We start from the raw sequence: 22,749 nt of genomic DNA, 5'->3' as shown, positions 1-22,749 counted from the left end.
CGCGCTCACTTGGCGACCCGCGCCTTCTGGTGGCGGGTGGCCCACGCCTTCGCCACCGGCAGCCGCCTGTCGCGCCGGCCGGCGTAGAGCAGCTTGCAGAAGGAGCGCACCGTGGTGAGGGCCGCCGGGTCGCCGAGCATCACGAAGTGGTTCGCGGCGTCCACGTCGACCTGGTGGAAGTGGGGCAGGTGCCGCCGCCACTGCTCCCAGTAGACGGTGTGGTCCAGCGCTGCGCCCTCCTCCTGTGTGGAGAACAGCGGCTCCATCTCCCCGTAGAACAGGCCGCTCCGGTTGCGGAAGTAGAAGCAGGTGACCGCCTCCGGCCGGGGAAGCGGGACGATGTCGTAGTCCAGCAGGCCGTAGCCCTCCTGGACGCGCAGGTTCCGCAGCACCCGGTCGCGCAGCAGTTCCGGATCCCCCTTCAGGCCGCGCTGCTCGGCCAGCGTGAGCATCTGGTCGAGCAGACCGTCCTCGTCCTGGTCCCAGTCGACCGCCCGGCCGGGTACCAAGGTGGTGGCGAAGTCCTCCGGAGCCGGCTTGGACGCCGCGAAGAGCAGGGCGTTGACCTGCTGCAGCAGCATGTCGGTGCGGGACATGGTCACATCTCCCACGCTGTCGTCGTAGGTGTCCACCATGACGATGCTCTCCACCGTCTCCCCCTGTTCCTGGAGCAGCCGCGTGACCTCGTAGGCCAGTAGGCCGCCGAACGAGTAGCCGCCGAGGTCGTAGGGCCCCTCGGGCTGGACCCTGCGGATGATCTGCGCGTAGTGCGCGGCCAGCGCCGGGATCCCGTGCAGCGGATCGCTGTGCGTCATCCAGCCGCGGGCCTGGACCCCGTAGAAGGGCCGCTCGATGCTGTCGGTGATCGTCGCGTACACCTCCACGCCGCCCAGTCCGCCGTGGAACCAGAAGACCGGTCGCCCCACGTGGACGGCGTTGAGGTGCACGATCTCCGGGATGCGCAGCGCGGCGGCCGGCGCGGGCCCGGCGGCGCCCGGCAGGGCTGCCCGGGCCCCGAAGCGGCGCAGCAGGTCCCGGGTCGACCGGCACTCGGTGAGCGCCCCGAGATCGGCCGTGGGGTCGACCTCCGCCTGCAGCGCCTGGAGCAGCTGAGTGGCGTGGATCGAGCTGAAGCCCAGATCCTGCAGCGGTGCGGTGAGGTCGAGGTCGCCCGTCCGCATGCCCAGCAACTCGGCGACGATGGCCGTGATCCGGTCCGGGGCTCCGGGGGCCGGAGCCGCAGCCGGCACGGCGGTGGCTGCCGCCGGAGCGGTGCGGGCGGTCGTGGTGTCCGGTGCCGGGGGCCGGGGTGTCCCTTCCGGGGGCAGGGGCACCCAGTACCGCTGCCTGTCGAAGGGGTAGGGCGGCAGCGTCCGCAGCATCCGCCGGGGGTGGCCGCCGCGCGGCACCGACCCCCAGGGCACTCTTCCGCCCCGCGCCCACAGCAGGGCCAGCTTCTCGAGGTGGTTCTCCGCCAGCAGCTCGCGGACCAGCGTGTCACCGGCCGGACCGCTGAGCAGCAGGTCGAGGTCCGAGTCGTCGCGTCCGGCCGTGCCGGTGAACAGCGGTACGGGGGCGGGCTCCGCGGAGCCGTCGAGGTAGTGGGCGAGGGCCGCTTCGAGCTCCTTGAGGTTGCCCGCCACCAGTGCCAGCCGGCGGTCCATGGCCTCTCGCCCGCACCGCAGGGTGTGGGCGAGGTCCGCCAGGGACAGGTCCGCGTGGGCGGGCAGGAACTCCAGCAGCCGGCCGGCGACCGCCCGCAGCCGGTCCTCGGTGGGGGCGGACAGGACCACGACCTGCGGGGGGCCGGCGTCGGGGGACGAAGGGGCGGCGGCGTCCCCGGCCACGGGTTCGGCCACGTACTCCTCCACGACGAGGTGGGCGTTGGAACCGCCTGCTCCGAAGGAGTTGATGGTCGCGCGCAGCGGGTACTCCCGTTCCTGGCCGTCGAGGTTCACGACGGGGCGGAGCCAAGGCTCCGCCTCCTGCGGCAGATAGAACGCGGTGCCTTCCAGCTCCACACCCGGATTGAGCCGGCCCGCCCCGACGAACGGGACCAGTCGGCGGTGCCCGAGTTGCAGGACGACCTTGCTCAGCTGCGCGATGCCCGAGGCCGCCTCGAGGTTGCCCAGGGTGGACTTGACCGTACCGACTGCGCAGAACTGCTCGTCCCGGGTGTGCTCGGCGAAGGCGTCCCGCAGTGCCGCGAACTCGATGGCGTCGCCGATCTGCGAGCCGTTGGCCGACGCCTCGACGTAGCTGACGGTGCGCGGGTGGATGCCCGCCCGCTCCAGGTTCTGCTGGATCAACTGCTCCTGCCGGCCCGGGCTGGGGACCATGGGGCCGCTGGTGCGGCCCTTGTGGTTGGTCGCGCTCGACCGGATGACGGCGAGGATCTCGTCCCCGTCGCGGACGGCGCGGGACAACGGCTTCAGCAGTACGGCACCGACGCCCTCCGCGGGGATGAAGCCGTCCCCGTCCAGCAGGGCGCGGCTGTCGGGTCGGCTGCCCGTGAGGCCGGTCAGGCTCAGCCCCAGGTACTTCTTGGGGTGCAGGGAGAGATTGACGCCACCGGCGATCATCATCTCGCTGCCGCCCCGGCGCAGTTCCTCGCACGCCATGTGGATCGCGACCAGCGACGAGGAGCAGGTGGTGTCGATCGCGAGGCTCGGTCCCTGCAGGTCGAAGAAGTGCGAGACCCGGTTGGCGATGGCGCTGTGGCTCATCACCGAGGTGACGGACTCGTGCACGCTGTCGGACGCCAGCAGTTGGTAGTGCTGGTACATCGCGCCGACGTAGACGCCGACCTGGCTGCCGTGCCCGTCGTGCAGCCGGGCGCGAGGGTAGCCGGAGCTCTCCAGCAGGGTCCAGACGCACTCCAGGAACAGCCGCGTCTGCGGATCCATGATCGCGGCTTCGCGCGGTGAGACGTTGAAGAAGCGGGCGTCGAAGTCGGCCACCCCTTCGAGGAATCCGCCCCAGTTGGTGGGGGTCCTGCCCGCCGTGTTCCGGTCGGCGTCGTAGGAGAGGCCGTGCTCCCAGCGGTCCTGGGGCACCTCCGTCACGCCGTCCCGTCCTGCGACCAGGTTCTCCCAGAACCCGTCCAGGTCCGGGGCGCCGGGGTAGCGGCCGGCGAGTCCGATCACGGCGATCGCGTCCTCGCGCGTCGCGGGGGGCAGTTGCGCGGCCGGAGGCGGCACCGCGACCGGCGCCGCCGACGGGGTGACGGTGACCGGGCCGGCCTTCTCGGGTGCGGGCGGCCCGGCGGGATCGCCGTCGATGCCGGCCATCTCCCGGGCCGTGTCCGCGTGGGCGCGCAGGAAGTAGCCGCTCAGCTCCTGGAGGTTCTGGTACTCGAAGAAGAGCGTCTTCGACAACGAGCCGAAATCGGCCTCCAGCCGGTTGGTCACCGACAGGGCCAGCACCGAGTCGATACCGAAGCGTTCGAAGGGCGCCGCCGCGTCGATCCGGTGACCGGGCACCTGGATCACCTCGCTCAGTGCCCTCCGCAGGTGCGCGACCAGGGCGTCACGCACCGCGTCGGTGCCGGGGCCCGCCGCTTGGGAGGTTCGGGCGGCGGCCGGGCCGTCAGTGCCGGCGGCCGAGCGCGGCGGTGCGGGCCGTGAGGCCTGTGGCGCCGCCGGCCGGCCCAGCACGGTGTGCCTGATCCGGTCGGCGTCGCCCGCGACGACCAGGACCTGGCTGTGCGGGGTTTCCAGCGCGGCGTACAGCGCGCCCATGCCCGCAGCGGTCGGAAGGGGCACCATCCCCAGCCGGTCCTTCATCATCGCCGCGGTGGCGGGGTCCACCCGCATTCCGCCCTCGGCCCACAGCGGCCAGTCGACGGACACCGAGGCTCCCGCGCGCTCACCGCGGTCGGCCAGCTGACGCCGGTGGTGCGTGTAGGCGTCCAGGAAGCCGTTGGCAGCGGCGTAGTCGCTCTGCCCGGCGTTGCCGAACACCCCGGCCGCGCCGGAGAACGACAGCAGGAAGTCCAGCGGCACGTCCTTGCTGGCCTCGTCGAGGTTGACCAGGCCGGCGACCTTCGGTGCGAGCACCGCGCGGCACTCCTCGGCGGTCTTGCCGCGGACGAAGCCGTCGCGCAGCACTCCGGCCGCGTGGAGGATGCCGTGCAAGGTGCCGTGCTCCCGCACGATGCCGGCCACCAAGGACCGCACGGCCGCGGCGTCGGCGACGTCGACCTGCGCGTAGCAGGCATCGGCCCCCAGGCCGCGCAGTGCGTCGAGGACCGCCTCCTGCTCGGGTCCCAGGGGCGAGCGGCCGGCCAGGACGATCGTGACGTCACGCACCCCGGTGGCCATGTCGCGTGCGACGAGCGTGCCGAGGCCGCCCAGCCCGCCCGTGACGAGGTAGATCCCGCCGCTGCGCCAGGGCACCCGCGCCTCTGCGGGCGCCTCGGCCTCGCGCCAGGCGAGGGCCTCGACGCGGCCGGCCCGGAACCGCAGGCAGGACTCGTCGGGATACCGGCGGGCGTCGACGACCCGGGACATCATCTGCTCGGCGGTCGCGGCCGCGTCGACGAGCACGACCTGCGGCAGCATGCCGGGCTCCTCGGCCTGCGCCGACTTCAGCAGCCCGAACAGACCGCGAGTGGTGGCGAGTGCCCTCTCGTCGGGCACGACGAGCTGGACGCGGACCCCCTGCGGCAGTCCTGCGGCAAACAGGTGGCGCAGGTGGTCGATGGCCTGGACGGTGTAGTCGGTGTACCGCTCCGCTGTCCCGGGTGCGCCGGACGTCATCGGCAGCAGCCGTGTCCGGGGATCGTGCCGGTGGAGGAGCTCGCCGAGGGCCGGCAGGTCGGGCAGCAGCACGACCGTCTCCTGCGGCTCGGTGCCCGGGTCGCCGGGTACGGCTTCGCGCCACACCTGCAGGAAGCTGACGCAGGACACCGCGTCCGGTTCAGTCCCGCCCACCTCGCCCCCCAGGACGCGGTAGGACATGCCGCGGATACGGACGCACACCCGTCCCTGGTCGTCGCACAGGTCGATGTCGAGCTTCACGACCGCACCGTCCGCCGGTGAGCCCGCGCTGGGCCGGATCCAGGCCCACAGCGACTCCGGGCAGCTGCCGAGCACTTCCAGCTCGTCCAGTGCGAACGGCAGGGAGGGCTTCATGCCGCTCACGTCGAGTGCCGCAGCCGTCCCGGTCGCGAGCCCGATGCCCAGGGACGCCTGCAAGGTGGCGTCGAGCAGGCTCGGGTGCAGGACGAACGTGTCGTGGGCGGCGCGCACCGACGGGGGCAGCACCAGGCGGGCCAGGACCTGTCCATGGCCGACGTGCAGGCGCTCCAAGCCCCGGTGGGAAGGACCGTAGCTGAATCCGATGGCCGCGTAGGCCTCGTACAGCTGGGTCGCGGTCAGCTCCCCCTGGCCGCAGGCGGCCCGGAGGGCAGGCACGTCGAGCTGTGCCGGCTCCAGGGTCCTCCGCACCACCTGCCCCTGGCTGTGCACCACCGGGGAGGCGCCGGGCGCCGGGGGTGGCGTGCTGCTGATCTCGTACTCGGCCTCGTCGGGGCCCCCGGGCACCAGGGACGTCACGAGGGTGACGGGGTCGGTGTCCACCGCCACGGGCCGGGCCCACACCACGTTGCGCAGCACGATTCCGTCGGCGCCGCCCCCGGTCGCGGGCGTGCCCAGGGTCAGGGCCGCGGCGGCCCGGGCCATCTCCAGGCAGGCGACGCCCGGCAGCACCTTGCGTCCCTTGACCACGTGGTCGGTGAGGAAGTGCTCCTGGCCGGTGAACCGCGTGAGGTAGCGCCGGGCGCCGAAGTCGGAGACGTCCTCGTGCACCAGCGGGTGCGGCACGGCAGGGCCGGGGCGCGCCGCGGCCTGCGCCGGCGATTCGGGCACCCAGTAGCGGTCGCGGGCGAACGGGTAGGTCGGCAGCGGTACGCGGGTGCGGCGGTCGTCGGCGAAGAGGGCGGCGTAGTGCAGGGCGTAGCCCTGGACGTAGAGGTCCGCGACGGTCGACAGCAGCTCGGGGCGGGCTGCCGGGTCGGTGGCGGCCTGCCGGAGGCAGTCGTTGCCCAGGTTCCGCAGGGCGGCACGCTCGTCGAGCCCCTGGGCCGGGACCTCGCCGGCGCACACGCGGGAGGTGTGCCCGTGGTCGAGCCAGGTGCGCAGGCTCCGGACCAGTTCCTCTCGGTCGCGGACAACGCAGGCCAGCCGGTGCGCGAGGTGCTTGCGGCCGAGCAGGAGGGTGAAGGCGACGTCGCCGGGGTCCAGTTCGGGCCGCTGCTCGCAGTGCGCGATCAGGCGCTCGGCCTGCTCGACGAGTTGCCCGGCGGTGACCGCGGACAGGGTGACGAGATGCGCGGTGGCTGCCGTGGAGGAGCGCACCGTGCCCGGCGCTTCCTCGAACACCAGGTGCGCGTTCGTCCCGCTGACCCCGAAGGAGCTGACCGCCGCACGTCGGGTGCCGTCGTTCCCGGCGGGCCAGGGGCGGTTGACGGTGTTCACGTAGAAGGGGCTGTCGGACATGTCGATGTGCGCGTTCGGCTGCTCGAAGTTGATCGTGGGCGGAATGCTGCGGTGCTCGAGCGAGAGCAGCACCTTGATGGCTCCGGCGACGCCGGCGGCGGTGATGGTGTGGCCGAGGTTGGACTTGATCGAGCCCAGGGCGCAGTAGTCCCGCTCGTCCGTGTACCGGCGGAAGGCCCGTCGCAGCGCCTGGTACTCGATCGGGTCGCCGAGCTTGGTGCCCGTGCCGTGCGCCTCCATCATCTGGATGTCGGCGGGGCGGATACCGAAGGTGTCGTAGACCGAGGCCTCCAGGCGCTCCTGGGACGCGGCGCTCGGCGCGGTGATCCCGTTCGACGCGCCGTCCTGGTTGATTCCCGAGCCGCTGATGACGCCGCGGATGTGGTCGCCGTCGGCGAGCGCGTCACTGAGCCGCTTGAGGAGGAGGACTCCGACGCCCTCGCCCGGCACGAAACCGTCGGCCCGGTCGTCGAAGGTGTGGCAGCGGCCGCTCGCGGAGAGCATGCCGGCGCGGCCGGCCAGCGCGTAGAACTGCGGCGTGCACTGCACGGAGACGCCGCCGGCCAGGGCCATCTCGGTCTCACCGCCCCACAGCCCCTGGCAGGCGAGGTGGATGGCGACGAGCGAGCTGGAGCAGGCCGTGTCGACCGCGATCGCGGGGCCCTGGAGGTCGAGGTGGTACGAGATGCGCGCCGGCATCGCCGACAGCGCGTTGCCCCACATGGACTGCGGGGGCGCTTCGGCGCCGAACAGCCGACCGTACCCGCTCTCCTGGCAGCCGACGTACACGCCGACACGCCGCCCCTGGGTGTCGGAACCCGCGTAGCCGGCGTCCTCCAGCGCTTTCCACGACTCCTCGAGGAAGAGCCGCTGCTGCGGGTCCATATAGGTCGCCTCGACGCCGGAGATGTTGAAGAAGGCCGGGTCGAAGCGGTCGATCCCGTCGATGAAGCTGCCGCGTTCGCAGTTCTGCGCACCGGGCGGGTAGTAGCGCGACAGGTCCCAGCGCGCGACCGGTTCGGTGAGGTCGTGGCCCTGCGCGAGGTGGTCCCACAGCTGTGCGACGTCGGCCGAGCCGCCGAACCTGCCGCTCATGCCGACGACGGCGATGGGCTCGCGGGACGGGGCGCCGGCGGCGGTCCGCCCCGCGGCCGGCCGCGCTGTCGGGTGGGGCGCGGTCGCGGGCGGTGTGCGCTCCTCGGGTGCGCTGGGCTGCTCTGCCGGATGCGGGGCGGCAAGCCCTTCCAGGTGGGCGTGGTCGACGATGTACCGGGTCAGCCGACTGACGGAACCGTGGTCGAAGAGGTCGGTCGTCGACAGGTCTGTGCCGAGCGCACGGTTGATCTCCTGGATCAGCCGCACACCGATGATCGAATCGACGCCGTAGTCCATGAAGGCGTCGTCCGCGGCTATCTGCGTCCGGTCGATCTTCAACGACAGTCTTAGCTGCTCGAAGACGGTGTCCCGGACGTACCGTTCCGCCGCCTCGCCGGAGGTGGCGGGCGCCGGGTCCTGGGGCCGGACGGGACCGGCGCCGACCGTGCGCGCGGCCGGAGCCCCGTCCTGCGGGGCCCCCTGCCGGACGAGGCCGTCGCTTTCCGCGGCGATCACCTGGTAGCCCAGCGCGTGCAGCCGCCGGGCGGGGAAGGACACCGAGTCGAATCCCTCGTCCTCGAGCGCCTCCTCCCAGGATTCCGGGGCGAGCCCGGGACCGCCCGGCATGCGCAACTCCTCGTCCTCGTAGCGCCACCAGCCGTCGAGGAGCCCGAACGTCAGGTGGGTGAAGAGCGAGTGGGTGGAGAGCTCGTTGGCGAGCAGGACACCGTGCTGTTTGAGCGCCGCCTTGGCGTTGCGCAGCGTCCGGCGGATGTCCTTCGTGGCGTGCAGGACGTTGGTGGCCAGGACGAGGTCGTAGGAGCCGGGCACGATGCCCTGCGCGGCCAGCGGTTCCTCGACGTCGAACAACCGGTAGTCCAGGTAGGGGTACCGCGGCCCGTACTCCTCCTGCGCGTACATCAGGAAGGACCGAGACAGGTCCGTGTAGGCGTACGTCTCGACGTGCGCCGCGAAGGGCTCCAGCCGCTCGAACACGGCGACGCTGCCGCCGCCGGTGCCCGCGCCGATCTCCAGGACGCGGAGGCGGGCGGCCGGGTCGGTGCGCACGATCTCCCGCACCACGGCGGCCGCGGTGTCCGCCAGGATCCCGTTGAAGCAGTCGGAGACGGAGTTGTCCCGGTAGATGCCCTCGACCAGATCCATCGACGAGCCGGGGAACATCACGTCGGTGGCGAGCACCTCACCGCGCAGGATCGCGGGCAGCGCCCGCACGGTGGCGTCGAGCAGCGTGAACTGTGCTCGCAGCGACGCGTCGCCCCGCGAGCGGGCGCCGGTGTCGTCCCATTCCGCCCACGTGGCGGAGCGGTTCACCGCCGTTGCCGGGGCCGGCTGTGCGGGGGAGCCGGCCAGGAGTCCGTGCGCGCGCAGCCGGCGCACGGATTCCTCCAGCCAGCGATGCAGTCCGCCGCCGGGCAGCGGGGTGTCCGCGGTGCCGGACAGCTGCCCGGCACTCTGCAACTGCACCAGTAGCAGGCGGTGCAGCAGGTCCTCGTCCACGTCCGCGGCAGGGCCGGCTGCCGGACCCGCTGCCGGGCCCGCCGGATCGGCCGGCTCCTGACACAGGTGGCGCAGGGGAACTCGCGTGCCCTCGGGCACCATCGTGATGGCTTCGTGCTGAATGTCGTTGAGCATGTCAGGAATTACCCCCGTGGGCCTTGATCAGCCCAAGTTGATCGAACGTGCCCGAAAGGAGGACGTCGAGGGCGGCCATGCCGTCCGCCGGCTCGATCGAGCCGGCACCGGCCTGGTGCATGCGCTGCCGGTACTCCGGTGCGGCGACGATGCCGACGGTGCCCCAGTAGCCCCAGTTCATGGTCTTGACCGGAAGGCCCAGCCGGCGTGCGAGGTGGTGGGCGAACGCGTCCTCGAACACGGATCCAGCCACGTAGTTGCACTGCCCCGAGGCCTTCAGGAACGAGTTCATCGAGGAGAAGAAGAGGAGGAAGTCCAGCGGCTCGTCCCGGAAGACCTGGGCGAGTCGGACGCTCACGTCGACCTTGGCCGTGACCGCGGCACGGAAGCACTCCTCCCCCATGCGCTCCAGGCTCTGGTCGAGCAGCACGATCGCCGAGTGGATCACCCCGTGGACGACCGAATGGGTCGTTCTGATGTCCTGGTATGCCCGCTCCAGCGCCGCCCGGTCGGTGGCATCGGCCTGGACGTAGCGCGGTCGGGGTCCGAGCTCCCCGAGCCGCCGCAGCTTCGCCCGGATCGACTCGTCCTCCTCCCGTCGGCCGATCCACACGACCTGCGCCCCGTAAGCGCGGATCACGTGCTCGGTCCATGCCTCGCCGATGCCTCCCGCACCGCCGATCACGACGTAGACGCCGCCCTGCCGGTACGCCGCCCCGCGCGGGGGCTCCGTTGCGGTGTCGCGCACGGGCACCAGGCTCTGGCGGAACCAGCGGGAGCGGCGGTACGCCCACACACTGCCGCTGTCCTCGCGCGGGATCGCGAACAGCTGCGCCACCGGCCAGGCACGGTCCGGGTCGAGATCGGCCAGGCGCACCGTCCAGCCCGGGTACTCCTTGGCCACCGAGCCGAGCAGTCCGTGCAGTCCGGCGTGGGTCGGCTCCACGGTGTCCGTGCGCCGGAGCCGCAGCGTCCGCTCGGTCACGACCGTGACGTCGAGTGCGCGGCGACCGAACCCCAGGATCAGCAGCGCCTTGAGCGTGCGGAAACAGGCGTACAGACCGGCCTCCTGCGCGTCGACCATCGCGTCGTCCACGACGTCGGCGGCCGTCTCCCCGGGAGCCAGCCAGACCAGGTGCCCGAGAGCCGCACCGGGGACGTCGAGCTTCGCGGCGATGGTCTCCGCCGTGTCCGCGGGGTCCAGCGGCAGGACTTCGGCCCGCGGATGGACGGCACGGACCTGCGCCCAGTGCTCCGCCGTGCCGCCGATCACGACGACTCGGCCGGACGGCAGGGCGGCGGCCTGCGGGACCGGCGTGGCAACCGCGTCCCAGACCGGTGCCAGCAGGACGGTCGTACCGTCCGGGTCCTCGCCCTCGGGCGTGGTCGGTATGTACGCCTCCTCGGCGACGACGAGATTCGCTACCGGGAGGGACGCCACGGGCTGCCGGGACGCCGGGGCGTCGTCGAACCAGTAGCGCTCACGGGCGAAGGGGTACGTAGGCAGCGGGACCCTGCGAGCGCCGGTCCCAGCGGACAGCGGCGCCCAGTCGACGGACGCGCCGCCGCTCCACGCCGCGGCCAGCCGCTCGGCCTCCGCCGCCGACACCGTGCCGTCCGGGGAGATCTGCGGCACCAGCGCGGTGCGGCCGGCCCGGATCTTGACGGCCCGGCCGGAGACCACGCCGTCCGCCCGGCCGTCCTCCGCGTACCGCGTCAGCTTCTCCAGCAACTCTCCCGGGGTGCCGGCGACGACGGCCAGCCGCTGTGCCATGGCCTCCCTGCCCAGCTGCAGGGTGCGGGCGACGTCCGCCAGGACCAGCGACGGGTGGAGGCGCAAGTGCGCCGCGAGACGGGCAGCCGCCGTCCTGAGCTGCTCCTCGCTCCGGGCGGACAGCACGACGATCTGCGGGCCCCCGGCCGGCCGCTCCGCTGCATCCGGCGGAAACTCCTCCACGACCAGGTGGGCGTTGGTGCCGCTGAAGCCGAACCCGCTGACGGCCGCGCGGCGCGCGGCGCCCGGTTCGGTCTTCCACGGGGTGAGCTCTGTGTTCACCCGGAACGGCGAGCCCTCGAAGTCGAAGTGCTCGTTGGGCCGGTCGAAGTGAAGGGTCGGCACCAGCTGCTCGTGTCGCATGCACAGCAGCACCTTCTGGATCGAGGCGATGCCCGCGGCGGCCGAGGTGTGGCCGATGTTGCTCTTCACCGAGCCGATGGCGCAGTACCCGGTCCTGTCGGTCCGCTCGCGGTAGACCGTCGCCAGGGCCTCCAGCTCGATCGGGTCGCCGAGCTTGGTGCCCGTGCCGTGCATCTCGGCGTACCCGATGCCGGCGGGGTCGATGCCGTACCGCTCGTAGACGTCGCGCTCCAGCTCCATCTGGCTCGCGACGCTCGGCGCGGTGATGCCGTTGGTCCTGCCGTCCTGGTTGATGCCGGAGCCGACGACCACGCCGTGGATGTGGTCGCGGTCGCGCACCGCGTCGTCGAGACGCTTGAGGACGAGCGCGCCCACCCCCTCGCCCGGCACGAACCCGTTCGCCCCGTTGTCGAAGGCCTTGCAGCGGCCGTCGGGGGACAGCATGCCCGCGCTGGACATGCTGAGGTAGGAGTCAAGGCTCAGGTAGAGCGTGACGCCGCCGACGAGCGCCATGTCGATCTCACCGCTGTGCAGTGCCTGCGTCGCCAGGTGAGTGGCGACCAGAGAGGACGAGCAGGCGGTGTCCAGCGCGATCGCGGGACCCTTGAGGTTGAGGAAGTAGGCGATGCGTGCCGCGGTGATGGCGTTGCTGCCGTTCGTGGCCGCCGCACCCGGCCCGCCGCTCTGCCGCTGCATGAGCATGCCGTACTCACTGCTCATGATCCCGAGATAGACGCCGCACTTGCGGCCGCTCAGCGAGCTGGGATCGTATCCCGCGTCCTCGAACGCGTGGTACGCCTCCTGAAGGAAGAGCCGCTGCTGCGGATCCATCGACTCCGCTTCCGCGGGCGGGATGCCGAAGAACAGCGGGTCGAAGAGGTCGATGTCGTCGAGGTGCCCCATCCACTTGCAGGTGACCTTGCCGTCCTGGTGCGGGCGCGGGTCGTAGTGGCCGGCAACGTCCCACCGGGAGGCGGGGACCTCGTTCACGCAGTCGCGGCCCTGGGCCAGGTTGTCCCAGTACTCGTGCAGGGTCCCGGACCCCGGGTACCGGCCGGACATGCCCACCACGGCGATCGCGCCGGCAGGGTGGGAGTCCGCTCGCGCCGGCTCGGCGGACGACTGGGTGCGCGTCGTACGCACGACGACCGGCTCGGGCGCGGGTTCGACGACCGGCGCGGGAGTGGCGACCGGTTCAGGCGCGATGACCGTCTCAGGCTCGGTCACCTCACGAAAGGGTCGCCCTTGAGGGGCGCCTCCCCGGGCCAGCTCCTGGACGATGTGGGCCGACAGGTCCACGAGGGTGGGATGGTCGTAGAGCCGGGTGACCGTGAGATCCAGGCCGTAGCGCTTGTTTACGGCGTTCATCCACTCGACGCCCACGATGGAGTCCAGGCCGACATCGGTGAACTTGGTGTCCGGATCGATCTCTTCCTCGACCATGTACAGGGCGTCGGCGAGGCTCGCCGCCAGCTCGGCGACGAGCCTGTCCGGGTCCGGAGCAGCAGGCGCCGGAGAGGCCGGCGCGCCGGGCCCCGGGCGGGGCGGATCCGCCTGGGCCGGGTCCGGGAGGCTTCCGGTAGCGGTCACCACTGCGGCGACGGCCGGCTCCTCCGGCACCGCGACGAGGTCCGGCGGGGAGGGTCGCGCGGACGCCGGCCCGCCGCGGTGCCCGAACCCTGCGTCCAGGGGTGTCAGGCCGATTCCGCGGGGCTTCTCGCCGGTCCGGGGGCCGGGTTCCGGGGCGGTGGCCGGCAGCGCGGTCAGGACCGGCGCGGCCGGGCGTGCCGGGAGCGCGGTGGGCTCAGCAGGCCCGGCTCCCGTGACGGCGCCGCGGTCGTCCGTGCCGGTGGCGGACGGTGCACCGTCTGCCATCCAGAACCGCTTACGGGCGAAGGGGTACGTGGGCAGTGAGATCCGGCGCGGCAGCGCGTTCGGGTAGTAGCTGCGCCACGGCAGGTCCAGCCCGTTGGTCCACAGTTCGAGCAGTTTGCCGAACTTCCGCTTGCCCACCCAGGCCGCGATCGTGTGCTCCATGTCCTCGTCCTCGACGAGGACGGAGACGACGTCCTTGGAGCGCCTGTCCCGGCGGCGGTGGAGCGCGGCGTCGTCCTTGCCCTCCACGTAGTCACCCAGGTGGGCGGTGAGCTCGGCCACCGTGCCCGCCAGGAACGCTACCCGCTCGGCCATGTGCTCGCGCGCCACCTGGAGTGTGGCCGCGACCAGTGGCACGTCGGCGTCCTCGATCCGCTCCTCGCGCGCCCAGTCCAGCAGGCGCCGAGCCTGCTCGCGCAGTTGCTCCTCGGTTCTGGCCGAGAGCACGATGACCGGTCCCAGGGGCCACAGGGCCGGGTCGTTGGCCGGCGCGGGTCCGGCCGGCACGTACTCCTCCACGATGACGTGAGCGTTCGATCCACCGGCTCCGAACGACGAGACACCGGCGACGCGCGGGTACTCCCGGGGTCCGTCGGGTGTGTCGATCACCGGCCGCCGCCACTCCGCCAGCTCCTGCTGCACGCGGAAGGGGGTCTCGCTGAAGTCGATGTACGGATTGAGCGTCTCCGAGTGGAGCGAGGGCGCCAACCGGCCGTGCGCGAGCTGCAGCAGCACCTTGGTGAAGGCGGAGATGCCTGCGGCGCTCTCGGCGTGTCCGATGTTGCTCTTGACCGAGCCGATCGCGCAGAACTGCCGGTCACCGGTGTGCCGGGCGAACGCCTTGGCGAGGCCGGCGATCTCGATCGGGTCCCCCAGGGAGGTGCCCGTACCGTGTGCCTCGACGTAACTGACGGTGCGCGCGTCGACTCCCGCGCGGTCCAGGGCGCGGGCGACCACATCGGCCTGGGCGTTCGGGTTGGGGACGGTGTAGCCGTTCGTCCGTCCGCCGTGGTTGACCGCCGTCGCCTTGATGACGCCGTAGATGCGGTCGTTGTCGGCGATGGCCCGGTCCAGCCGCTTGAGCATCACCGCACCCACCCCCTCGGCCGGCACATAGCCGTCGCCGCCCTGGCCGAAGCTCTCGCAGCGGCCCTTGCTGGACGCGAAGCCGGCCTGCTCCAGCAGGTGGTACTTGGCAGGGTGCAGGGACAGGTTGACCCCGCCGGCAATGGCGATCTCGCAGTCGTCCAACTGCAGGCTCTGACAGGCGAGGTGGAGCGCGGTCAGCGAGGAGGAGCACATCGTCTTGACCGTGAGGCTCGGCCCCTGCCAGTCACAGAAGTAGGAGACCCGGTTGGCGATGTTCGCGGCGTTGCCCGGCACCGCCCTTCCGTCGGCCATGGCCTGGTCGGTCGCACCGTAGAGCTGGTATTCGTCGTACATCGAGCCGACGAACACCCCGACGTTGCCGCCGGCGCCCTTCGGGGAGGGCGCCGTCAGGTCCTCTCGCGTGTATCCGGCGTCCTGGAGCGTTTCGTAGACGCACTCCAGGAACAGGCGTTCCTGCGGGTCCGTGAACTCCGCCTCGCGCGGCGACATGTTGAAGAACAGCGGGTCGAACCGGTCGACGTCTTCGAGGAATCCGCCCCACGAGTTCGTCCTACCGGGCTCGGAGCGGTCCGCGTCGTGGTAGGCCCCGACGTCCCAGCGATCCTTGGGGACTTCGGTGACGCTGTCCCGGCCCTCGGCGAGGTTGCGCCAGAAGGTCCGCAGGTCGGGTGCCTGCGGGTAGCGCCCGCCCAGGCCGATGACCGCTATCTCCGTGCCGCGCGCTGCGGGCCGGGATGGCGGCGCGTCGTCCGCCGGTGCGGTGCCCAGGACCGCCGCCGCCCTTCCGGGGGCGGCGGACTCGGCGGGCAACTCTTCCGGTTCGGCGGGAGGGGGCGCCGTGGCGGCCCGGCCGCCCGGTCCCCGCAGCTCGCGCAGCCGGTCCTGGTGGACCTCCAGGAAGTACCGGCTCAGCTCGTTGATGTTCCGGTACTCGAAGAACAGCGTCTTCGGCAGGTTCCCGAAGGACGCCTCGAGCCGGGTGGTGAGGTTGATGGCCTGGATCGAGTCGATGCCGTAGCGCTCCAGCCGGCTGCCCGCTTCCAGGCGCTCGATGGGCACCTTCAGCCCCTCCGCCAGCAGCGAGGTGATGTGGGTTACGGTCCACTCCTCCAGGCCGTCGTCCGGGGCCGGTGCCGGCCGGCCGGCGGCTCCGGTGGTCACAGGTGCCGTGTGCTCTCCGGCGTGCTGCATTGTCAGCGCCTTCCTGATCCGGTCGGTGTGCCCAGCGGCAACGAGTACCTGGCGATGGTGCGTATGGAGGCACCGGGCGAAGGCTTCGATGCCGGCACGGCGCCCGAGCGGGGAAATCCCGAAGCGGTCGTACAGCACCGTCCTGGTGCCGGCGTCGGCACCCATACCGCCCTCGGCCCACAGCGGCCAGTTGACCGACAGGGTGCGGCCCGATCGGTGTCCGTCGGCCACGAGGCCCTGGCGGTACTCCGCGAACCCGTCCATGAACGCGTTGGCCGTCGCGTAGTCGGCCTGACCGACGTTGCCCGTGACAGCGGCACCGGAGGAGAACGCCACGAAGAAGTCCAGGTCGAGATCCCGGGTCGCTTCGTCGAGGCTCACCAGACCGTTCACCTTCGGTGCCAGCACCTCGCGGAACGTCCGGTGGGACTTCCGCAGGATGAAGTCGTCCTCGACCACCCCGGCACTGTGGATCACGCCGTGGATGGTTCCCGCGGTACGCCGGACCTTGTCGACGAGCGCCTTGATCGCGCTGCGATCGGCGACGTCGACCGGCTCGTAGGACACGTTCGCGCCCGAGGCCCGCAGCTGTTCCAGGATCCGGCGGGACTGCTCCTGCTCCGGGGAGCGGCCGGCGAGGACGAGCGTGGCGTCCTTCACCTGCCCGGCGATCTCCTCCGCGAAGATGCGACCGAGGCCGCCCATGCCGCCGGTGATGAGGTAGACGCCCCCGGCCCGCCACGGCGAGCCGGAGGGCGCCGCCGGGAACTCCTCTTCGAAGGTGAGCACCTCACGTGTGGCTCCGCGCAGGCGCACGGTGGCGTCGACCGGGTCGCGCCGCTCCCGTGCGAGGAGTTCGAGCCGTGCCGCGACGGGGGTCTCTGCGGCTACCACCACGACCTGTCCGGTGATCCGCGGGTTCTCCAGAGCCGCGGTCCTCAGCAGCGCGCCGAGACCGGCCAGCACACGGGACTCCGGCCGGTCGGTCAGCATGATCTGCAGGACGTACTCCTCCTGCGTGCCGTCCCGCAGAAGCTTCTGCGTGATCTCGAACACCTGGAGTGCGTAATCCGTGTAGCGGGCGTCGGCGGTGGCGCCCGGGGAGCTGAGCGTCACCGTCGCGCAGTCCGGATCCGCCGCGGCACCGGCCGCGAGTGCACCCTCCTCGGCGAACACCACGGCCCGCCCGCCGACGGAGGGGACAGCCGCGTCGGGCAACGCCCGGTGCTGCCAACGCGGAACGGCGAACACCTCGCCGTCCGCCCGCGCGGCAGGTGCCTCAGCAGCCGCCTCCGGGTGCGTCGCCCGTAGTGTCAGGCCCCGGACGCGCACCTGGACCCGTCCGGCGTCGTCGCACAGATCGAGGTCGAAGGAACGGGTGTACCCGCCCGCCGTGTCGCGAGCACCGGGTCGGCCCCAGACCCAGAGGGCTCGGCTGGGGGCGGCGAGCACCTCGACCCGGTCCACCCCGAACGGCACGAACACCTGCCGCCGGGCGTCCGGCTCCCCGGTCGGCAGTCCCGCGCAGGTCTGGAATGCCGCATCCAGCAGGCTCGGCGGCAGACAGCAGCCGGCCGCGTCGCTGAACGCCGCGGCGGGCAGCACCAGGCGCGCGAGCACCTGGGACTCGCCCAGGAGCAGATGGTCGATACCGCGGAAGGTCTCGCCGTACGAGAGACCGGCCGACCGGAAGGCGTGGTAGATCTCCGCCGCCTCCAACCGCCCGCCGTCGCAGGCGGCGCGCAGCCCCGCCAGGTCCACGGTGGCCGGCGCCGTCGTGCACGGCCCCACCGAACCCGTGCACAGCACGGCGGCCTCGGCGCCCTCGTCGGCGACGGACATCTCGAAGGGGACCGTGTCCGCGGAGCCGGACCCGAGCACCACCTGCAGGTCGCGCGGCGACGTGGCGACGCGCAGCGGCCGGATCCACACCACGTCCGTGAGGGCGACTCCGGCGCTGTCGGCCACCGGCCGTCCCGAGACGGCGGCGGCCGCCGCGAGTGCCAGCTCCAGGTACGCGGCACCGGGCAGCGTCCGCACCCCGTGCACCAGGTGGTCCCTCAGCAGGGGCTCGTCGCCGCTGAAGGCCGAGCGGTAACGCCGGCCCCCGGGCTCGGGCTCGGAGGCGGCGCGGTGCAGCAGCGGATGGAGGGGGACGGCTGCCGGCGGCGGTACGGATCCGGACCGCCCTGGTTGCTCCGCCGCCACCCAGTACCGCTCCTTGGCGAACGGGTACGTGGGAAGGGGGATGCGAAAGGGCCTCCGCGGTGCGTGGACCTGGGCCCAGTCGACGGCACGGCCGCCGGCCCAGACCTCCGCGACGCGTCCCCACGCGCGGGCAGCGACCAGCGAGGTGACCAGGTCGCTGTCGGCCTCACTCTGCTCCTCCCACGTCGGCGACTCAGGTGCCCGGCCGCGGAAGAGTTCGACCGTGCCGCCCTGTCCCATGTGGGTCCTCAGCCCCTGGACCACCCCGTCGAGGGAGTCAGCGGTGAAGGCCAACCGCCAGTCCAGCGCCGCCCGCCCCTCCTGGAGCGAGAAGGCCAGGTTCATCAGATCGAGCTGCGGCTGCTCCTCCACGAAGGCGAGCAGATCGCGTACCCGGGTGTCCAACTGCTCTTCCGCCGCTGCCGACAGGATGATCACGGCAGTCGATGACTCGGCCTGCTGTCGCGTGTCACGCATAGCGATACTCCTCCAGCACCACATGGGCGTTCGTCCCGCTGAATCCGAAAGAGCTCACGGCGGCCCGTCTCAGCTCATGGCCGTTCCGTGCCTCCCAGAACTGGAGGTCCTTGCTGACCGACAGCGGGCAGTCGTCGGCGTCGAGGAGTTCGTTGGGTGTGTCGGCGTGGAGCGACGGTACGAGCAGCCCGTGACGCAGGCCGAGCAGCACCTTGTGGACGCCGGCGATGCCGGCGGCGGCGGACGTGTGTCCGATGTTGCTCTTCACCGAGCCGATGGCGCATGATCCCGCGGCCACGCCCCGTTCGCGGTAGACCGTGCCGAGGGCGTCGAGTTCGATCGCATCCCCGAGTCTCGTCCCCGTACCGTGCGTCTCGACGTAGCCGATCGAAGCCGCGTCGATGCCGTGCCGGTCGTAGACCGAGCGGAACAGTTCCATCTGGCTGTTGGCGCTGGGCGCCGTGATGCCGTTGGTCTTGCCGTCCTGGTTCGTACCGGACGCCAGGACCACACCGTAGATGTGGTCGTGACCGGCTTCGGCGTCGCTCAGCCGCTTCAGCACCAGGGCGCCTACGCCCTCGCCCGGCACGAAACCGTCGGCCCCCTGGTCGAAGGAGCGGCACTGCCCGCGCGCCGACAGCATCTGCGCTCCCGACATCCTGACGTAGGAGCCCGCCAGCAGGTAGAGCGAGACGCCTCCGACCAGGGCGATGTCGATCTCACCGCTGGCCAGCGCCTGCTGGGCGAGGTGCAATGCGACGAGCGAGGACGAGCATGCGGTGTCCAGGGCGATCGCCGGGCCCTTGAGGTTGAGGAAGTAGGCGATGCGTGCCGCGGCGATCGCGTTGCTGCTGCTCGTCGCGACGGTCTCCTCCTCGCTCCGGTTGGCTGCTGCCAGGAAGCTGTACTCGTTGCCGCTGATGCCCAGGTAGACACCGCACTTCTTCTTGCTCAGCGACCCGGGGTCGTAGCCGGCGTCCTCGAAAGCCCGGTAGGCCTCCTGCAGGAACAGGCGGTGCTGGGGGTCGATGCCTTCCGCTTCGGCCGGCGAGATGTTGAAGAACAGCGGGTCGAAACAGTCCGCGTCCTCCAGATAGCCCATCGACTTGCAGTAGGTCTTTCCTTTTCGGCCGGGTCGGGGGTCGTAGTAGCGGGACACGTCCCACCGGTCGGCGGGCACCTCCCGGACGGAGTCACGGCCGTCGCGGAGGTTGGCCCAGTACTGGCGGAGGTTGTCCGCGTCCGGGTAGCGCCCGGACATTCCGACCACGGCCGCGCGGTCACCGCGACGTGCGGCGGGCGGAGTGTACCCGTCCGGCGCTGCGGGCCCGGTGGCGGTCTTCCCCCCATGCTCGCGCGTCCCGGGGGAACGGTCCCGTGGAGGCATGGGGGCCGGCAGGGACGCCCGCACCGGGTCAGGCACGGGTACGGGTACGGGTACGGGTACGGGCACCCGCGCTCTCACCGGCTCGGTGACGGGCACCGGCGCGGGTACGTAAGGCGGCTCCGGGTCCGGGTCCGGCTGCGCCGCCGGGTCAGGGTCCGGCTGCACCGCCGGCGCGTCGGTCTCCCCGGCCGGCATCAGCTGCGCCACGTAGGCGGCCAACTCCGTCACCGTCGGGTAGTCGTACAGCCGCGTCGCGGTCAACGACGTGCCGTACGCCTTGTTGATCGCCTTGACCCACTCCACCCCGATGATGGAGTCCAGACCCAGCTCCACGAAGTTGCGCCGGGGATCGATCTCGCTCTCCGACAGGAACAGCACCGCCGCGAGTCCCGCCCTCAACTCCTCCCGCAGCGCACTCGACGGACGCCCCGGCCCGCCGGCCCGCTCCCCCGCCACCGGCGAGGTGGCCACCGGAGACACCGGAGAGGCCGAAGGACCACCCGGCCGCGGCACGAACCCCGGCTCCGGCTCCGGCTCCGGGTCCGGCTGCACCGCCGGCGCGTCGGTCTCCCCGGCCGGCATCAGCTGCGCCACGTAGGCGGCCAACTCCGTCACCGTCGGGTAGTCGTACAGCCGCGTCGCGGTCAACGACGTGCCGTACGCCTTGTTGATCGCCTTGACCCACTCCACCCCGATGATGGAGTCCAGACCCAGCTCCACGAAGTTGCGCCGGGGATCGATCTCGCTCTCCGACAGGAACAGCACCGCCGCGAGTCCCGCCCTCAACTCCTCCCGCAGCGCACTCGACGGACGCCCCGGCCCGCCGGCCCGCTCCCCCGCCACCGGCGAGGTGGCCACCGGAGACACCGGAGAGGCCGAAGGACCACCCGGCCGCGGCACGAACCCCGGCTCCGGCTCCGGCTCCGGGTCCGGCTGCACCGCCGGCGCGTCGGTCTCCCCGGCCGGCATCAGCTGCGCCACGTAGGCGGCCAACTCCGTCACCGTCGGGTAGTCGTACAGCCGCGTCGCGGTCAACGACGTGCCGTACGCCTTGTTGATCGCCTTGACCCACTCCACCCCGATGATGGAGTCCAGACCCAGCTCCACGAAGTTGCGCCGGGGATCGATCTCGCTCTCCGACAGGAACAGCACCGCCGCGAGTCCCGCCCTCAACTCCTCCCGCAGCGCACTCGACGGACGCCCCGGCCCGCCGGCCCGCTCCCCCGCCACCGGCGAGGTGGCCACCGGAGACACCGGAGAGGCCGAAGGACCACCCGGCCGCGGCACGAACCCCGGCTCCGGCTCCGGCTCCGGGTCCGGCTGCACCGCCGGCGCGTCGGTCTCCCCGGCCGGCATCAGCTGCGCCACGTAGGCGGCCAACTCCGTCACCGTCGGGTAGTCGTACAGCCGCGTCGCGGTCAACGACGTGCCGTACGCCTTGTTGATCGCCTTGACCCACTCCACCCCGATGATGGAGTCCAGACCCAGCTCCACGAAGTTGCGCCGGGGATCGATCTCGCTCTCCGACAGGAACAGCACCGCCGCGAGTCCCGCCCTCAACTCCTCCCGCAGCGCACTCGACGGACGCCCCGGCCCGCCGGCCCGCTCCCCCGCCACCGGCGAGGTGGCCACCGGAGACACCGGAGAGGCCGAAGGTGCCGGGGAGACGGAAGGAGCCCGGGTCACCGGAGGAACCGCCCGCGCCACCGCGCCACCGGTGCCGGTCAGTACGACACCGCTGGGCTTGGCGAGTGGAGCTGTCACCCAGGCGTCCGCTGCGCCCGCGTCCTGGAGCAGGATCCGCGGCTTCCTCCCCGGGACGGCACCCGGTGCGGCGAGCTCGGCGGGCGCACGCAGCGCCACCGGTGCGGCCGACTCCTTTGGTTCCCGTGCCGGTGCGATCGCCTGCGCAGGCGTCCCTGCCGGAGCGCGCCGTCCGTCCGTGGCCCAGTGCGGCGAGCGCGCGAAGGAGTAGCCGGGCAGCGTGACGGTCCGGGGCCTGTCGCCGGTGAACAGCGCCGGCCAGTCCGGGGCCGCGCCCTGGCAGTAGAGCTCGGCCAGGACGCAGCACACCTCCTGGTACCGCTCCGCCGGTACGCCAGGTGCCCGGATCACGTCCAGGAGCGCCCGCACCTGGACCTCCAGCAGCGAACGGTCCTGGTCGCGTGGTGCCTCGCCACGCCTCACCATCGGATGTGCCTGGCCGCTTCCCGCGGCGGACAGCACGGAGAGGGCGTCCCCCGCGCTGACGACGAGTGCGCAGCGGTAGGTGAAGTGCTGTCTGCCCTCCTGCAGGGTGTAGGCCGTGTCCCTCAGCCGCGGGTGGTCGAGTTCTCCCTGCGCGAGCGCCGACCGGAGCTCCTGGAGATGCCGCTGCAGTCCGTCGGGAGTCTTGGCGGACACGAGAAGCAGCACCGGGGCCTCCGCGACCGGAGCGCGGCGGGCGGGTTCGGGGTAACTCTCCACCACCATGTGGACGTTGGTCCCGCTCATCCCGAAGGAGCTCACCGCGCCGAGCCTGGTGTCCGTGGGCCCCGCCGGCCAGGTCCTGGTCTCCTTGTTGACGTAGAAGGGGCTGTCCCTCCACGCGATGTAGTCGCTGTCCTGGTCGCAGTGCAGACTCGCCGGGACGACGCCGTGCCGGACCGACTGGACCAGGGTGATCAGACCGACCAGTCCGGACGCCGCCAGGGTGTGACCGACGTTCGTCTTGGTGGAGGTCAGCGCGCAGAAGCCGGTCCGGTCGGTGAGCTCCCGGTACGCCTCGTTCAGGGCGTTCACCTCGACCGGATCGCCGAGCGGTGTTCCCGTACCGTGCGCCACGATGTGCTCGATGCGCCCGGGGTCGATGCCGTGCCGGTCGTAGGCCTGGCGGTAGAGCCGCGCCTGAGCTGCCCCGCTCGGGGCGGTGATGCCGTTCGTCCGCCCGTCGTAGTTCATACCGCTGCCGCGGATCACCGCCAGGACGCGATCGCCGTCGGCCTCCGCCCGGGACAGGCGCTTGAGGACGAGGACGGGAACAGCCTCACCGAGGACCATGCCGTCGGCCCCCTTGCCGAAGGCGTGGCAGACGCCGCTCTCGGAGAGCATGCCCGCCTTGCTCATCTCGGTGTAGC

3 protein-coding genes (1 of these 3 cut by a window edge) are annotated in these 22,749 nt (G+C 72.0%); all 3 read right to left on the bottom strand.

The genetic code is table 11. The annotated features are described in order from the left end of the window. Positions 1-5: 5 nt before the first annotated feature. Tightly spaced (at most 1 nt apart), the 3 genes in view from OG379_RS38945 to OG379_RS38935 form a layout consistent with a single transcriptional unit that may run on beyond the window. Positions 6-9,248 (bottom strand): SDR family NAD(P)-dependent oxidoreductase, encoded by a 9,243-nt coding sequence (locus OG379_RS38945; RefSeq protein WP_405668160.1) that lies wholly within the window; start codon positions 9,246-9,248, stop codon positions 6-8. 1 nt (position 9,249) lies between these two features. After that, positions 9,250-18,246, bottom strand: a complete 8,997-nt coding sequence (locus OG379_RS38940) for an SDR family NAD(P)-dependent oxidoreductase (protein ID WP_405668158.1) — start codon at positions 18,244-18,246, stop codon at positions 9,250-9,252. After that, a protein-coding gene (locus OG379_RS38935; RefSeq protein WP_405668156.1) for an SDR family NAD(P)-dependent oxidoreductase crosses the window boundary here: on the bottom strand, positions 18,239-22,749 show its 3' portion. It continues 4,858 nt past the right edge of the window; the window shows 4,511 of its 9,369 coding nt (coding positions 4,859-9,369); its start codon lies beyond the right edge, outside the window — the gene reads right to left on this strand; it ends in the stop codon at positions 18,239-18,241. Before OG379_RS38935 ends, OG379_RS38940 begins: the two co-directional genes overlap by 8 nt.

The sequence above is a fragment of the Streptomyces sp. NBC_01166 genome (assembly GCF_045039765.1).
In the GTDB taxonomy this organism is placed as follows: Bacteria; Actinomycetota; Actinomycetes; order Streptomycetales; family Streptomycetaceae; genus Streptomyces.
Note: the sequence above shows the minus strand (reverse complement) of the source record. Positions and strands in the feature narration are given on the sequence as shown.